The organism is Streptomyces graminilatus, assembly GCF_001418565.1.
Lineage (GTDB): Bacteria > Actinomycetota > Actinomycetes > Streptomycetales > Streptomycetaceae > Streptomyces > Streptomyces graminilatus.
The window spans coordinates 1-15,746 of record NZ_LIQQ01000473.1 but is presented as its reverse complement, the minus strand read 5'-3'; the positions used below and the strand labels follow the sequence as shown (position 1 = coordinate 15,746).

15 protein-coding genes are annotated in these 15,746 nt (G+C 68.4%); 10 read left to right on the top strand and 5 right to left on the bottom strand.

The window, feature by feature from the left end; translation table 11 throughout:
* The first annotated feature begins 167 nt into the window (after positions 1-167).
* The 6 genes from AOK08_RS33310 (at position 168) to AOK08_RS33290 (ending at position 4,594) form a co-directional block, all read left to right on the top strand.
* Positions 168-824 (top strand): hypothetical protein, encoded by a 657-nt coding sequence (locus tag AOK08_RS33310; RefSeq protein WP_055532957.1) that lies wholly within the window; start codon positions 168-170, stop codon positions 822-824.
* A gap of 31 nt (positions 825-855) precedes the next feature.
* A complete protein-coding gene (locus AOK08_RS33305) occupies positions 856-1,152 on the top strand; it encodes a hypothetical protein (RefSeq protein ID WP_055532956.1) in 297 nt (98 codons plus the stop codon).
* A gap of 657 nt (positions 1,153-1,809) precedes the next feature.
* Positions 1,810-2,337: a DUF4262 domain-containing protein gene (locus tag AOK08_RS48990; protein WP_079054420.1), complete on the top strand. Its 528-nt coding sequence runs from the start codon at positions 1,810-1,812 to the stop codon at positions 2,335-2,337.
* Between the two features lie 324 nt (positions 2,338-2,661).
* On the top strand, positions 2,662-2,898 hold the full coding sequence (locus tag AOK08_RS43960) for a hypothetical protein (RefSeq protein ID WP_241827197.1): 237 nt from the start codon (positions 2,662-2,664) through the stop codon (positions 2,896-2,898).
* Between the two features lie 377 nt (positions 2,899-3,275).
* The gene (locus AOK08_RS33295; protein WP_055532952.1) at positions 3,276-3,551 is read left to right on the top strand and encodes a hypothetical protein; all 276 of its coding nucleotides are present in this window, start codon (positions 3,276-3,278) and stop codon (positions 3,549-3,551) included.
* Between the two features lie 146 nt (positions 3,552-3,697).
* Positions 3,698-4,594, top strand: a complete 897-nt coding sequence (locus tag AOK08_RS33290; protein ID WP_055532950.1) for a nucleotidyltransferase domain-containing protein — start codon at positions 3,698-3,700, stop codon at positions 4,592-4,594.
* A gap of 213 nt (positions 4,595-4,807) precedes the next feature.
* Here the strand turns inward: AOK08_RS33290 and AOK08_RS47855 are convergent, their stop codons facing one another.
* The 4 genes from AOK08_RS47855 to AOK08_RS33270 all read right to left on the bottom strand — a co-directional run bounded on the left by AOK08_RS47855 (position 4,808) and on the right by AOK08_RS33270 (position 9,233).
* A complete protein-coding gene (locus tag AOK08_RS47855) occupies positions 4,808-5,551 on the bottom strand; it encodes a ComF family protein (RefSeq protein WP_241827196.1) in 744 nt (247 codons plus the stop codon).
* Positions 5,548-6,513: a DNA-processing protein DprA gene (locus AOK08_RS33280; RefSeq protein ID WP_055532948.1), complete on the bottom strand. Its 966-nt coding sequence runs from the start codon at positions 6,511-6,513 to the stop codon at positions 5,548-5,550. Before AOK08_RS33280 ends, AOK08_RS47855 begins: the two co-directional genes overlap by 4 nt.
* 113 nt (positions 6,514-6,626) lie before the next feature.
* Positions 6,627-8,258 (bottom strand): phosphoribosyltransferase, encoded by a 1,632-nt coding sequence (locus AOK08_RS33275; RefSeq protein WP_055532947.1) that lies wholly within the window; start codon positions 8,256-8,258, stop codon positions 6,627-6,629.
* Between the two features lie 111 nt (positions 8,259-8,369).
* Complete coding sequence (locus AOK08_RS33270) at positions 8,370-9,233, bottom strand: hypothetical protein (RefSeq protein WP_157876891.1); 864 nt, start codon at positions 9,231-9,233, stop codon at positions 8,370-8,372.
* A gap of 487 nt (positions 9,234-9,720) precedes the next feature.
* On the opposite strand from AOK08_RS33270, the gene AOK08_RS33265 reads away from it, so the two are divergent.
* Positions 9,721-12,375, top strand: coding sequence for a hypothetical protein (locus AOK08_RS33265; protein WP_055532945.1), 2,655 nt, complete (start codon positions 9,721-9,723; stop codon positions 12,373-12,375).
* Positions 12,376-12,429: 54 nt separating this feature from the next.
* Here AOK08_RS33265 and AOK08_RS48550 read toward each other — a convergent pair whose 3' ends face one another.
* Positions 12,430-12,552 carry a hypothetical protein gene (locus AOK08_RS48550; RefSeq protein WP_277816052.1) on the bottom strand — a complete coding sequence of 41 codons (123 nt, stop codon included), beginning with the start codon at positions 12,550-12,552 and terminating at the stop codon, positions 12,430-12,432.
* A 134-nt stretch (positions 12,553-12,686) separates the two neighbouring features.
* Between AOK08_RS48550 and AOK08_RS33260 the strand changes: the two genes are divergently transcribed.
* The 3 genes from AOK08_RS33260 to AOK08_RS33255 form a co-directional block, all read left to right on the top strand.
* Complete coding sequence (locus AOK08_RS33260) at positions 12,687-12,983, top strand: hypothetical protein (protein WP_055532944.1); 297 nt, start codon at positions 12,687-12,689, stop codon at positions 12,981-12,983.
* Between the two features lie 70 nt (positions 12,984-13,053).
* On the top strand, positions 13,054-13,218 hold the full coding sequence (locus tag AOK08_RS46115) for a hypothetical protein (RefSeq protein WP_206743410.1): 165 nt from the start codon (positions 13,054-13,056) through the stop codon (positions 13,216-13,218).
* Positions 13,219-13,590: 372 nt separating this feature from the next.
* Positions 13,591-15,746: helicase-associated domain-containing protein (locus tag AOK08_RS33255; RefSeq protein WP_055532942.1), on the top strand; the 2,156-nt coding region annotated here is incomplete at its 3' end.

The following is a 15,746-nucleotide window of genomic DNA, read 5'->3' as shown; positions in this document are numbered from 1 at the left end:
GTCCGGGTGGGTGAAGTTCCTAGTTGGCGGTTGGTTCGGTTAAGCGTTGTGGGGGTGATCCCTTCCGATGTTGCATAACTCGATGATGACGTGTACAGTAGTTATCACGAGGTCGGGGGAACGAGGAACCGGCCGAGACACCCACGCACCCCCTTGGAGGGAACCCCATGTCCGAGACGATCAAGACTCTGGCCGGTGCCGTCTACAACTACACCGTGGAGGCGGGCGAGCACGGCGAGGCCGTCTACAGCCTGGAGCGGGTCTTCACCGAGGGCGCGCTGCCGGTCGGGGCGGTCGTGATCCACCCGGACTACCGTCTGGAGCCGCCGGTTGCGGGTCTGCTGAACGTGCAGTTCGGCAAGGGCGGTGTGGAACGTCACGAGCGCACCGACGTGCCGCTGCTCGGCGGCCCCGCCGACCCGTACGTCGTCGGCCACCAGCTGATCAACCCCGCCGACCTGGACGCGACCGAGGACCAGGACGGCAAGGACGGGGCCGGGGCGGCGCCGGTCGCCGAACCGAAGATCAGCTTCAGCCGGACCGTACGGGCCGCACTCACCGAGACCGATACCCCCTCCGTCCGCGCCACCCGGGCCACCTTCGAGAAGGTCCAGGACCTCATCACCGCCCTGGTCACCCTCTACCGCACCGACACCGACACCCCCCAGCGCGAGGCGCAGTACACGGCCTTCCTCAACGGACAGCGCGCCGAACTCATCCAGCCCGAAATCGACAAGATCGACAACCAGATCAAGGCCCTCACCCACGCCCGCGCAGAACTCACCGACAAACTCAACGGATACACCAGCACACCAGCGCAGTGACAAGAGCTGGACGCCGAAAGGGCGGTAGGAGATGGACCAGAACCGGATGCCCGGATATATCAAATTCACCAGAGAGGCCGTCTACGCGCGGTATCCCGACCTCGATGCGCGCATTGCCGCCCACATTGCGAAGTGGCGTGACTCGGTGGATTTCGGCGCCTCCGCCACTATCGACGAAATGCTTAACTTCCAGGATCCTGGCAACCACGGTATGCCGGTGGAGATCGTAATGATCCATCTCTTCCCACTTGGCGGCGGCCCGTGCGCAGTGCCGGGTGTGGAAGGCGTCTCTGATGTGATGCCGAAGCGCGTCAGGCGGACGGCCTAGTCTCCCTCTCGTTTTGTTCGCGGGGGCGGTGAATAATCATTGAAATTCCAAAGTGCATCCGCAACTATTTTTCTCGGGAGGGATCAAGCGTGGCGGTAATTCGCGTACGCTCGATTGGGAAGCTGTGGTCGAGTGTCACTGTTCCCGATGATGCCATATTGTCGGCAGACGGATCCCAGCAGCTTCTCAGTATATTTCGGGATGCCTTGCGCACTTTTCCTGAGCTCAGGCATCTTCCACAGGATCCGGAGGAGTACACGATGTTCTGGAATAACGGTCGTTTGTCCGTTTACCACGCCGATGTGGAGGACGAAGCTGTTTTCAGTGCCGAACCCATCAGGCAGGATGGCCCGCTCAAATAGGAGGGTTGCCGTGCTCCGCTGTGGTGCAGCGCATCCAGTTGATTCAACAAATTGCTCCGGGCCGGTCGTCGTGACTGTTATGGATGTCGAGAAATCGGGCGCTGATGGCTGTGCGGGGCATGCCGCACGGTTGCTTGCTTCTCTGGACGCAGGTCATGTGTTCAGCCTGCCTGAAGCGCCGGCAGGGGTCGCGCTGGGGGTGTTTCGAGAGGCGGGCTCGCTCTCCCCGCTGGGATCTGCTCGCACGCTGCGGGAGATCGGGGGGGTGGTGCAGGGGGTGGATTAAATCGCTCACATGTTTTTCGTTCACCATCGATGGCGTCGAAGCGTGATCTCTGCGCCATCGGCTATTTCCTTGACGGGTGTTCCAATGGATTCTGATCGATCCGACTTCATGACGTCCTACTTGCTCCAGATGGCGCGCACGATTGCTGAGCATGGTTACGCTGTACAGTCCGTTGCGACTGATGGGTATAGCGCGCCGTATTCATACACCATTGGATTGCATCAATCGCATGGTTATGAGCTCGTAATGACGGGTCTGTCTCCCCGGGTGAGCAGCGGTGTACTTCGCACGCTGGCAGATCGGTTTGCTGACTCTGCCGGTCCTGACCCGGATATTCTGTTGGGTGGCGTGTTGGCTGGTGGCTTTCAGGTACGGATGAGACTTGTGGAATCTTTGGAGAATTTCTCGTTGCTGCGGGCGATTTTCGGCGATGACACTCGTCCGCCATATTGGCAGGCGGTATGGCCTGACCGCTTTGGGATGTTTCCAGGTGACGCGGCGTGCTCTCTATCACCGGGTGTCCAGCCGCGTTTCTAATTTCAAACTCCCACCACCACAGGCTGTGCGGACCCCGTCCCTCCACACCGCGGGCCCGACCATGAGTCCCGGGACCCCGCCAGCGCCCATCCGTCTGAGGGCGTAGAGAGAGCTGACCCGATGTTCTACCTGATGAACTGTCCCTGCTGCGGCAGCCCGACCATTTTTCACGAGTTGGAGCGGCACTCCGCCCCGAGCCTCCTGATCGACCCCGAGACGGGCTTGCCGCCCGGCATCCGCCCCGACGGTCACCGTGTGACCCCATCACCAGAGGCCACGGCCAGAGCCCGCAGGCGCCCCCTGTGCCAGTCGTGTATCGATGACGTGGAGACTGCTGGCGCGGCGACCTTCTCTGTACGCCTGAAAGGCGAGCAGACCGCGATGGCCCTCAGCTCCGAGGTGCCCCTCATCGACGACGAGGGCCATGTGATGGCCGTCCGCTGCCCTTCCGCGGACTGCGGTGCTGTCGTCGATCTCATCAACGGCAGGCTGGGCCGTCACTTCGTACGCGGCCGGAAGTGCCGAATGTCGAACGTGCAGGTGGTGATCGGTGAAGGTTGAACTGAAGCATGAGCCGTACAGCGTCATGCGGCCGGCGCCGTAGCCGCCCTCGCCTCCGGCGCCTGGCTGGACGGGGTGCCAGACGCAGCCGCGTGCGGCCCCGGTCGGGCCAGGCTCACTTGGACGGACCGCTTTGGATGCGGCGCGACTCGCTGAGCGGGCACGCGGGGTTCGATTCCCCGTCCTCCGGGTGGGCTCGCTCCATCGGCCTCATCGTGCCCTGCGGTCCCTAGTCCCGTCAGCGCCTGGGGCCGTCCCCGATGCCGGGCCGGACCGACCCGATCAACTCGACACGGCGGGTGCGCCGGATGCCGATGGCTAGGCCGATCCATCTGAGCGCCTCGCTATCGGCCGTGAATATCCCGAGAGGACCTCAGATGACGTTCAAAGAGTGGGCTGATCGCCTGAACGCGGTCTACAAGGTCGGAGCCCAGCACGGCTGGCGCGGCGAGGACAAGGCAGCGTGGGCCGAGCTCGAGCAGCAGATGCGGGCCGAGTTTCCCCACGTCACGATCACGTGGATGAACCCGAGCTGCGGCTGCTGCAGGCTGGAGGACCCGGCGCTGCTCGCCTTCGACGATCCTCGGGGCCCGGGCGGATTCGAGCTGTTGTATCCGACTTTTCGGCCCACGCACACCTACCACTTGGGCTGACTTGCCGGGCCTGGGCTGTCTCCTTCCCCGACGTTGGCCTCGTTCCAGGCGTCGAGCTCGCCAGCGTCGCACCAGCTACTGGCGGGCACGACCGGTGTTGTGCGCTCCTCTACGCTGGTGCCCGGAGCGAGGAGGGTTGACCGGACGTGAAGCGGGCGCGGGCTGTTGAACTGGTCGAGGGGATGCTTCACCGGCTCGACGGTGATCATGAGTGGCCGCTGAGCCTGGTGCAGCAGGTGTGGCTCTTCGGGAGCTTTGCCCGGGGTGCTTCCGAGCCGCACGACGTCGATGTCGCGGTCCGGTTCGAGCGTGACGAGCGGATGACTGAGGTCGTCGTCCAGACGCTGCTCTCTGGCCGGGGGAATCCCTACGCACCGCTGCGCCGCGCGCTCGCTGGTGCTTCCCGCGGGTTGCAGTTCCAGTTCGACGACTCCTCACGTGAGCAACTTGAGGCTGAGGGCGCGGTCATGCTCCCGCTGTGGCAGCGGGGTGACACGCTCGCCGGCGCCCTCGCCGTGCTGCACGGTGTCGTCGAGGACCCGGATGCTGGCCGGGCCGAGCGCCACGACATGATCGACGCGTTCGAGGGCCTTGACCGCTACATCCCCCGCCCCGTGCGGGCGGAGCTGATCTCATGGCAGCAGCAGGGGTTCATTGCCATTTCGCGCATCGCGCTGCCCGACGCCCCGGAGGACACGGGCCTTCTGACGGTCCCGGAGATGCGGTGGGCCTTTCACCGGTGGCAGGAGCACAGCTCGTTGCGGCGTGCCGCCTTGGCGGGGCTGGTCTACCTCCAGGGCCTCGGTGCCGAACTCGACGACATCGACCTGGCGGGCCGTCGGTTGCCCACCCCGCGGCGCCGCGCAGGGCATCTGAGTGATCCGCGCTGGTGGATCAACTGGAAGTGGCACAGTTACTCGGGCATCCCGTACTGCGTCACCAGCGGGGACGGTTGGCTGGAGGTGGTCCAGCCAACCCGCTCGCGCCCGCTGAACGCTCTGGTCATCCAGCCCGGCCCGAAGGCTGCCGCCTTCCGCGGCTGAGGCATCAGTCTGTGCCCCGAACTCATGGGGCTCTGCGGGACCGTGACAACCTGGCGGTGGCCGAGTGAGTTGGCGATGCCCGGAGGGTCGCGCTTCCCGACCAGCCCAAATACGCACTGATATTCGATCTTTGCGGTTGGTCTCCAAGAACGCCGGTTCGACCGCAATCGCTTCCTGGCCGTCACGCCCCTGCGGGCCCCGAGGCGCGGGGGTTCACCCGTTCCAGGGAACCCGAGCGAGGACGAGTCCGCGGACGTCATCGGCGCCGGTCGCGCGGAGCCGGAGTGCGACGTGCTGGAGCTGCGAGCCGCTGGTGAGTACGTCGTCGACAAGCAGGATGGTGGCTCCCTTGATGTCGGCCGTATCTCCGGTCCAGATCAGGGCGGCAGCGTGCGCGGCTGCGGCCGCGCGCTTCTCGTCCAGGTTCCGGGTCGCGGATCGGGGTGTCTCGGCCTGCTTCACCAGTCGGTGGGTGCCCGGCGGGCTGAGGGGGAAGGTTCTGTTCACGTCCTCCGTGTAGGCGGCGTCCATGATCGCCTCGATGTGCTGGATCGGCTGGCGCCCACTGTGGGTCGGGTTGCCGACGACGTAGTCGACGCCGCTCATCTGCTCGGGGTGGCTTTCCATCCAGCCGACGAGGAGCCGGCCGAAGATCATCGCCCAGCCGTGCGCTCCGTCGTACTTGAGTTTATGGATCTTGTCGCGGAGGGCTCCGGAGTACACGGCCACCGCGTCGACGTGGGAGAACCCCCGCTGCGGTTCCGGCAGCGCGCACAGCCGGTTGCCGCACGGTCTGCCGGGTGCGAGGGCCTGGGAGCAGACCGGGCAGTGGGGGTCGGTGAGGGGCTGGAGGGTGCGTCCGGCGCAGTCGGAGCACAGGCGCGCGGTGCCGGTGAGGACGTAGGCGCACACCGGGCAGTCGGGGAAACCGGCCGGATCGGGGAGGCCTACGGTCACAGGCCGGCCAGGGCGAGCTGCTGGCGCTGCTGGCCAGCGCGCTGGATGTCCGCGGCCTGGCCGAGGCGGTCGGTGATGTCGCTAGAGGCGGTGACCAGGATCGCCCGGCCCTCGTCCAGCATCTTCTTGGCCCAGGGCTGGGTGTCGGCGAGGGAGCGGATCAGGAAGACGTGCTTGCCGTGTTCGGCGGCCAGGCGGGCCTGCATCTTGGCGCCGGACGTGTTGGAGGCCTCGATGACGACACTGCCCAGAGTGGTGCCGGAGGTGACGACGTTCCGGCGCGGGAAGGTGTACTTCGTCGGCGGGCTGGTGGGCCAGAACTGGCTCAGCAGCGCCCCGCCCGCGTCCAGGATCGCGCCTGCGAGCGGCCGGTTCTCGGCTGGGTAGACGGGGGCGGCGATGCCGGTGCCCATGACGGCGAAGGTCCGGCCTGTGGCGGTGAGGGTGGCCTCGTGGGCGGCGGCGTCGACGCCTTTCGCGAGGCCGCTGGCGATCACGACGTCGTGTTCGACGAGCTCGCGGGCCATCCGGGCCGCCCGGCGCAGTCCGTCCTCGGACGCCTGGCGGGTGCCGACGACGGCGACGGAGCGGGCGTCACGTTCATCGAGCTCGCCGCGGTAGAAGAGGAACGGCGGCAGATTGCCGATCACGCGCAGGTTCGCCGGGTAGTCCTCGTCAAGGACCGTCACCAGGCGGGCGCCGGCCTTGCCGGCCGCGGCCAGCTCGTCGTCGACGCGGGCACGGGCGTCGTCCAGGCCGGTGGCCAGGGCCTGCTGCAGCAGGGGGCGGTTCTTGGTCGCGGCACGCGAGTCCTCGCGCAGCTGCCCGTCCATGAGCGCGGCCAGGCCCTCGGGACTCTGGGTGCCGCGGGCGAGCAGGCTCCAGTCGAGGGTGGTCTCGCCGGTGCGCAGCGCGCACAGGGTCAGCAGATCGTGCTGGTCAGCGGTGATATCGAGGTCCATCAGGGTGTCCTTCTACTCGTGGCCCCGGGATGTTCGAAGGATGTAGCGAGGTGCTTGGGCCACTTCCCATCATGGCGTACGAGGCCGCGTACGGGTGGCCCGGTGCCGGTTTCTCAGGCGTGCCGTCGCTGTTCCATGCGTGCGAGGGCTTCGGCGAGCTGGGTGGCGCCGCCGGGCGGCGCGACTGGTTCCCAGATGATCCCTACTGCCCGGCAGATGCCGCTGACCAGGCGCTCGGCCTCGCGGGTGTCGTACCAGTGCTCGTCTTGTCCCGGCAGGGCGATCCACCACAGGGCGGTGGTTGTCGACTGCCCGGCTGGGACGAGGTATTCGCCTCGCCAGGCGAGGGGGTACACCTGCTGCTGGATGTGCGTGAGCATGTCCGCGAGGTGGCGTTGCCGTGCGTTCTTGTAGTCGGTCATGGCCGAGAGCTGGCCGGCCGGCGGGCGGAGCCGTGCCTCCCGGCTGTTCTGTGGGGCCGGGGCAGGGGCTGGCTCTGCCGCGGGCTGATCTTCCGCAGCGGCGGCGGCGGCGAAGTGGTTCATGGCCGCCGTCATGGACGGCGCGGGGCCCTCCTCCGCTCCTCCGGGGCCGGTGGTGGTCAGGAAGTCCGCCACGGTGAGGTCGTTGGTGGTGAAGGGGTCGATCGTGACGCCGGGGCGCAGCCGGTAGGCGGTGTGGCGGGAGGGGTACTTTCCGATGGTCAGGGCGATGACCCGTGCGGCTCCGGCCTCGCTGAGGAGGGTGCGGGCCCACTCCAGGGACTTGCCCTCGGTCGTGAAGTCGTCGAAGACGATCACCGTCTTGCCGGTGATCTTCGTGCGGTAGTTCGGGCTGACCCGCACAGTGCGGGCCTGGGCGGCGATCGAGATGTCTCTCCCGGTCGACTGCCCGATGCTCCTCTTGTACCGCTCCAGGCTGGTGTCTGGGGCCTGAGCCACGCGTTCGAGGAGGTCCTCCTTGTAGGAGGAGCCGGTCATGACCTTGGCCCGCTCCAGGAAGCCGGCGAGCTGCGGGCTGCCCTTGGCCGGAGTGCTGCTGGGATAGACGCAAAAGTAGCTCTGGCCGGGCAGGGTGCCGTCAAGGTAGGCGGCGGACAGCAGGCCCAGCATGAGAACATCGCGCGCGTCCTGGCTGCCGACCTTGACGGTCTTGTCGTAGGTGAAGATGTCCTTGATCGTGAAGGTCCGGCCGCCGCCGCGGGGGAACCGGGCGTTGAAGGGCAGCATCGAGCGGATGGCGAAGGCGCGGTCCTCATCGTCGAGGCGGAAGGCCCAGCTGGGCTCGTGGAGCAGGAAGTACTCCAGGAGCTCGATGACGTCGGCCGGCTCGTCGGAGATCAGCGAGGTGATGGGCTTGCCCAGACGGCCAGCCCAGCGGGCGTGGACGTGGACGACGCCGGCGTGGATGCCGGTGTACCAGTCGTACTGCGAGGTCCCGACGAGGATGAGCTGGTTCTTGCGGAGCCCGAGGCGTTCGGCGGCCGCTTCCAGCCAGGCTCCGTTCCCACGTTTCGCCTTGTCGGGGATGTCGTCACGCGACAGGTGCAGGGCGGGGGCGGGCAAGCCGGCCGCGGCTAGTTCGGCCTCGGCGTCCATCGGGTCGTTGGTCAGCAGTACCCAGGCCACATGGCGGTCATCCAGCCACTTCAGCAGGTCGGCGATACCGCGGTGGGCATGCCCCGGCGCGCTGAGGATCGCCTTGTAGTCGAACGCGACCGCGCGCACTGTGTTCTTCTCGTCCATCGCTGCCCCCACTGCTGTGCCGTGATCATGAACTGACCCTCTTGCCATGATCTCAGCCGTTCTGGCCACGCACCTGCCGTTCCACCCCGTCTCCCTGCCCTGCGCCCGCCGTTACGGTACGGCGATGGTCCGGCAGATGGCGGGCATGGAGTCGTCCGGCCCGAACTCGGAGTCGTCCCAGGGGGCGCCGATCGCCCATGCGTTCCAGCAGGAGATGATCAGGCCGAGCTGGTGTGCTGAGACCGCTCTCCGGCCCGTCGTAACGTCTCGTGTCATGAGACATTCATGGAGGTCACGGCGAGGGTCACCCAGCCCGAGGTGGGACGGGGAGATCAGGCCCTGGAGAAACTCAGATACCGCCGGGCCGAGTTCGGGCACGGCATGGGTGATCAGATAGGCAGAGGTGAGCGAAGCGATCGGTGTGGACCTGAGTCCGCTGCGGAGCGCGATCATGGTCGGGACGGACCGGGGAAGATCCGGGTATCGGGTCTGCAGGAGCCGGACCGTCTCAACATTCGTGAACACGCGGGTGTCCCATGCTGTCCACGGCACTGCGTCCCGCTCGCTCTCGTACAGATGGACCAGATGCACGGCACCGGCAATCATCTTGCGGTGCGTGGCGACGCCGATCACGCCGAGCGCGTCTGCCGCCGTCCGGGCCTTGCCGCGGGGGATGTAGCGCACGCGGTGCGGAACGTCCCGCGCGATGAAGAACGTGCGGGGTACCCGGCTGATCACCACGGCCTGAAGGCGATGCAGCCCTCTGATCACCGCTCCGTGCGAGCACAGCGCAAGGGGAACGACGTTGGCCTCGTCCCAGTCCCCGCACGCCATGTCGTGTGCAAGACGGCGTGCGTAGTCCATGTCGACCGGATCGGGCCGGCACCCGGTTTTCCGTGTGAACTCCAGTAGTTCACGTGCCGCATCGGGTGTGATCACCCGTGCGCTGAGATCGGACAGCGCTGCTCCGCTCATGAATCGCCCCTTCGAAGACCCTTTGCCGGTTGGTCCCACCTCAGCAGCAAGCGGCTCCGCCTCGTGCCTCGGCTTCGTTGCCTGAGCAGGTATCACCCGATCGGGTGGGGCCGTCACCTGTCGAGGGCGGTCGATGGCGCGGTTGTCCTCTCCTTGTGGGCGAGTTGGGGATGCGTGGTCCTCAGAGATGGTGGGTTCCTTCGATGAAAGTCGTGCATGCGTCGCTGCTGGATGCGCGGGCTTCGGCCCGGACGGCGGCGACTGCGGCTGTCCTCCCTGCAGAGAGACGTTCGGAGTATCATCGGGCGGACGCATTTCACCGTGCCGCGTGCCTTGCCCGGACCCACCTCCGGGCTCTGGTGAATCCAGCTGCCGCTGGGAGGTGACGCAGCGGTGATGCACGGCGCTTCCATCGTCTTTGACCGCCCTTGCGCACTCGGCGTTTGTCGTGGTGGGGCGGCATGACGCGGAGCGTGCAGGAGCTGTCTTGTCATCGAAGAACCTCACTAACCGCCGGCAGATCGCCCGGGCGCTCAACAAGGCGACGGGCTGCGGATACCAGCAGGCTCTGGAGCGCGTCGTCGACGCCGCCGAGCGCAACCTGCTGCCCCCGGTCCTGGACACGGCTGGCCGCGCCGAAGCCGTCCGGATCCTCACCGACGCGGCTACGGCCGAGCGCGTCCCGGGCCCCATGCTCGCGAAGGACTACCTGACGGCCCTGGTTGCCGAGTTCCGTCGCCTGGGCTGGGGTGCCGGTCACCATGAACCAGAGGTGGACTGCTTCGGCCTCACGATGTACGCAGGGCCCGTCGCCGGACTGAACCTGTCCGTCGGCCGTGCAGATGACAACGCCGACGGCGATGACCTCGATCCGGACGACCCGGACCAGTCCGACCTGACCAAGCCGCTGTACCTGATGGCGATGTGCCCGTCGGGCAACGCCACCGTCGAGGACTTCGAGGACGGCCTCGCGGACTGTTCCACCGAAGACGTCCGCGTCACCGCGCGCCGCATGGACACCGAACTCGGCAAGACCCGGCTCCGCCGGGTCCGGGGCGCGGACGAGCACTCCACCACCCCGTGTCCGATCTGCGGAGACCGGTACCCCGAGCACCATCTGCTGAAGAACTCGCACAGCGCCGTCCCCGTGTGCCCCGCCTGTATCTTCGACGGCGACCAGGCCTACCGCACCGACCTCCCGTACCTCGCGGTCGGACTCGACCGGCTCCTGAACGACGACCTGGCTGCTCCGGCGGGATGGGACGCCGTCGCGGCCGTCCTCGCCCTGACCTGCGGCCCCAACCTGGGGACCCGCCTCGACCGCGAACTGAAGAACCGCGGCGGCTGGCCCATCGTCATGGAACGCTGGGGCGAACCGCTTCAGCGGTCCTGGATCTGGCTCCCGCCGCCCGCCCACCGGCACACGGCGTTCCAGCACCTGGGCGCCGGCGCGACCCTGGCCGCGCTCGTCGACGCCGTCGACCGCCACGACCCCACCGCCCGCACCACGGCGAAGGCCCTGTGCCGGGAATCCGGAATGCGCTGGAGGGACGCCCTGTGGCCCGCCGCCGTCGCCTACGCCGTGGCCTTCACGACCCAGGCCCATGAGCGCGACCGCCACCGCACCCCCTTCCACGTCGTCCACTCCCTCGGCGACGGGCTCGAGCAGACCATGAAGCCGTTCGCCGTCACCGGGGACGCCTCGAACGTCGAGTACGGGCTCGAAGCACTCCTCAAGCACCAGCTGCTCCCGATGTTCCTCGGGTACCGCCTCGACGAGGAACCCGACGACCCCCGCCGCCGGTACGGAGCCCAGCCCGACGACGACCGCCCCGCCCGGAGCCGGACCGAAGCCCACCTCAGCCACGACATCGACCGCGCGAACCAGGTCGCCGTCATCCTGGGCACGATCCCCTTCACCCCGCCCGGCGTCCCCGTCTGGGACGGCGCAGCAGTATCCGGAGCCGATGCCCAGGGCCTGGGCAGCACCGCACCCGCGAGCGACCTGTGCCGGGCAGTCCGGGACGAGGCCCGCCAGCAGGCGGCTGAGGCCCTCTACGACCTCGACGGGTCCGCGGCAGCGGTCGACGCCGACCGGGCGTGGGACCGCAACGGCTGGTGGATTCCCTCGGACCACGCCCCCCACGCGGTGCGCCAGGCACAGCAGTTCCTCTCCGCGAAGACACGGGTGCAGGTGCTGTGGTTCGGGCCCGACGGACAGCTCCCCGAACCCGTGCAGATCTGCGTCGACGCCACCGGCGTCCACCCGCACAGCACCGGACCTCGGGATCTGCCGTCGCTGAGGGTAGGGGACGGGCATTCCGCGTTCGGGCTGACGCTGACCGACATCGCGCTGGTCCGCCGGGCCGAACCCGGAGACGACCTCACCCAGGTCTGGCCCTCCCCCAGCTCCTCCGACTCCGAGGACGAGGCCCCGGCGAAGGAAACGAGCGGCACGGCGGACGAGGCGCTCCCCACGCTCGGTGAACTGTCGCTGCTGACCAACCAGTTCCTTCATCTGGCAGGACACCGGCTCGGCGAGGGCTGGAAGAGCGTCGACGAGAAGGCCTACGCCGCCCACCAGCGCCTTGAGAAAGCCCTGGAAGCCGAGTACACCGGCTTCGCGGCCACGAGGGTCAAGGTGTGGATCAACCTGTTCGACACCGCGCACCCCTGCCCGAGCGGACCGGCCCAGGCCCTACCCGCGTACGCCCTGACCGGCAAGCCCTACGAGGTGGAATTCGACGTCCACGCCCATGACCCGTCCTGCGGCTGCGGCCAGGAGTACGGCTTCGGCGAGTTCTCCGACCGCGTCTGCCAGCTCCTCATCGTCCTGTGCCTGTACGGCGGGCTGATCGAGGCCCATCCCATGATCGAGACCGCCACCGCGACGGGAGATCCCACCGAGCACGAGGCCGTACTGCGCGACATCACCTGGGAGGTCGACGGACCCGACGGCTACGGCTTCCGGGAGGTCCAGCGCCGGGTCATCCGGGACGTCACCGACCCGGAATCGAAGCTGAACACCGACACCAGCCCGGCCTACATCCCGCCCTACATGGCCGCGGACGGCTGGTACCTGCCCGAAGGCGGGACCTCGATGATGTTCCACGGCCGCCGGCACGAAGACGACACCGCCTGACCGGCACCGGCCGCCACGCGCTGACGTCCCACGGTCGGAACCTCGCCGTGGGCGTCAGCGGGTGGCCGCGATCCGCTGCGCCGGTCTTCCCTCGATCCCGGCCATCCGGTAGACGATCAGGCGCGTCTTCTCGCCTCCGCGCGCACCCTCGCGGTGCCGAGATTCTTCGGCGCACACGGTTGCCGCGGTACCCAGGGGCATCATCGTCCGCGGAATCGATGTCACCGCAGGCTGCGTGTGGCTCGCTCCGCAGTGGACATGGCTATGGGTACCGACCGTGAAGCGACGCTTCACACAGAAATGGAGCCCTCATGGCAGCGTTCGGCATGGAGCCGGCGGAAGTGCGGATCCCGCGCGCGGCACTGGACGCGATGGCCGCGGCGCTCAGCGTGCAGACGGTCGCCATGCGCACCTGGCCCGACGGCATCGAATGGTTCTACCCCCTGGGAACGTGGGACGAGCCGCATGTGGAGGTGGCCCTGATGCCTGGTGGCGACGAGGTGTGGATGCGCATGTCCACCGACCGCACGAGCACAGTCATATGGACCATCGAACAGTGGCTCGACTTTGCCGGGCAGCTTCCTGGTGCGACGCCTCCCGGCTCGTAGCCGTCCCGGCGTACGCGCGGAGGACTCGCCAGGATGACTGCGTCAGCTGCACCGGGACGTGCTGGCCTGGGTGGACGAGCACGGGGCGTTGTCGGCCTTCGACCTGTCTGGGGCGTCGTTCAGCCAGGGCCACCAGGACTACCGCTGGTGGCAGGCACGACTGGCCCACCTGTTCGATCACCGTCTCATCGCCGCGGTCCGCGACGGAGGTGACAAGGCACAAGCTCTCGTATAGGCCGTCAGTGGGCTGGGGCGGGGCCTGGCCGGGCAGCTCGGTGCGCTGCACACGCCGGGGCCGGTCTGGGACGGGAAACGGGTCCTTGAGCCCGCGCCGCCCGCGGGCTGGGCCGAACTTCGCGGCCAGGCCGCTCAAGAGGCGGCCCGGCTGGACCGGGAGGCACTACGGCGGCGCGCGAACCATCCCGTGCCCGAGGCGGCTGGCGGCCGTTGAGGCCCGAGAGTGCAGAGTTCTGCCCTTTCTCGCCGATCCAGGCGCGCTCAACGGTGAAGTACCGCCGAAGAGCGCACCCGACACGGTCGAGCCTGCTACATGTGGATGGCGGCCGGGCCGCTGGGGACCGGGCACCGCTCTCGAATGGGGCCTTGGTTGAGCATCGCGTCTGACAGCAGCCCGTCCGCAGGTGACCAGCTCTGTGATCACCTGCGCACGCTCGGGCCCGGGGGGCTGGCGCAACTCCTGGCCGAACGCCGGGATGCGCTCACCGAGCCGCGTCCGCGGACGCTGAGTGAGGTCGCCGAGCGGCTGCTGCGTCCCGGCAGCGTCCAACGGGCCGCCGCGCAGCTTCTCTCTCTGCCGTGCGTCGAGGTTGCCGAGGCGCTCGCCGCGCTTCCCACACCCTGTCCCCGGCACCTGCTCGCGTCCATGCTCGGGGTCCCCCTGAAGTCCGAGGACCCGCCCGGCGACGGAGGGGCCTTTGAGCAGGCCCTCGGCCGGCTGTCCGCCCTGGGCCTCGTGTGGACTCGCGATCCGGCGCCCGGCGAGCCAGCCAGTCTGATCATGGCGGACGCTCTCCGCGAGCTGTGGACGGAGCCCCTGGGCCTGCGCACCCGGCTCGTCGCCTTCGAGACCATCGTGGAGAACGTTCACGTCGAACGTCTGGGCGCGGTCCTTGATGCGCTGGGCCTCACAGCCGAAGACACCGTGGACGCGCAGCGCTCGGCACTGCTCGCCCACCACCGTGACGGTCAACGGGTGCGTGACCTCTTCGCCCAGGCTCCCTCCACGGCCCAAGAACTACTGGACCATCTACGCGAGTACAACTCCACTGCGTTCAGCACGCACTCCTACTCCTCCGCTGATCAAGAAGGGCAGGACTGGGCGGCCGAACGAGTCCTTCTCTCGTCCAGGGAACGGGCCGTTTCCACGGGCACCTTCGGCTATTTCGGGGATCAGGATCTGCAGTTGCCAGCCGAGGTGCTGATCGCGCTGCGGGGACCGGAGCCCGCCGCGCCCTTCCATCCCCGGCAGGAGGTCCCGCTCACGGCCGTCACCGGCGAGCAGCTCGCTGAAACGGGCTCGGCCGCAGCCGTCACCTTCCTCGCCCAGGCCGCCACGGTCCTGCACACGTGCCTCCAACAGCCGCCGACCTTGCTGAAGGACGGCGGTGTCGGAACCCGCGAACTGACCCGCATCACCAAGGCCTCCGGCTGTACGCCTGCCGCAGTCCGCCTCATCCTCGAATGCGCCCACGCGGCCGGTCTCCTCGCGCACGACGGTCAGCAGCGGATCCTGGCGACGACGGCGTACGACTCCTGGACGGCACGCGAGCCGGCCGGGCAGTACGCGCAACTCGCGCTGGCGTGGAGCACGATGCGCTTCACCCCCACCCGGACCACCCCGATCGCGACCCGCTACGGGCCCGGCTATGACGTGCCCCACGGCCCGACCCCCGCTCTCGCCCAGGCCGAGTGCGACGGATGCCGGACGACACGTACCGCCCTCCTGGACAGCGCGGCCGCGCTCGGCCCACTCCAAGCCCTCGACACGACGGACGATCTCCTCGGCGCCCTCGCCGACCTGCTCGCCTGGCACCGGCCCCGCGCCCGGTTCTGCGCCTGCACGGAGAAATTCTCCTACCGGGGAGAGCGCGACCGTGACCACGAGAAGGCCGCCCTCGCGCCGCTGGTGCGCGAAGCCGAACTCCTCGGCGTGCTGGCACAGGGTGCGCTCAGCCCGCTCGCCCCGCCACTACGTCACCACTACACGGACCCGGCCCTCCAGGAGACCGAGCTCGCCGCATGCGCCCGGCAGGTGCTGCCGCCGCCGGCTGAGACGGCGCGCTTCCACACCGATCCGGAGGTGACCGCCCTCGTCGACGGCGTGTGCTCGCCCCGGCTGGCCGCCCTCCTGGACCAGCTGGCCGACCGCGCTGTACGGCACCCCGCATCCCGCTGGCACATCACCCCGGCGTCGCTGCACCGCGCCCTGGACACCGGGCACACGGCCGACCAACTCCTCGACACGCTGCGAGGCATCGCCGGCACCGCGGTCCTCCCCGACCAGTTGACGGACCTCGTCCGGGGCGCCGCCGACGCACACGGGCGAGTCCGTCTCACCACCCCGGCCAGCCTTCTGCACAGCACGGACACCGCGCTGATCTCCGAGATCGCGGCCAGCGGCCTGCTGACCTCGCTGGGACTGCGGGTGCTCGCCCCGACCGTGCTGACCAGCCCGCTCCCCGATGACACGGTGCTCACCGCGCTCCGCGCCGCCGGGTACGCACCCGTCCACGAACAGCACGA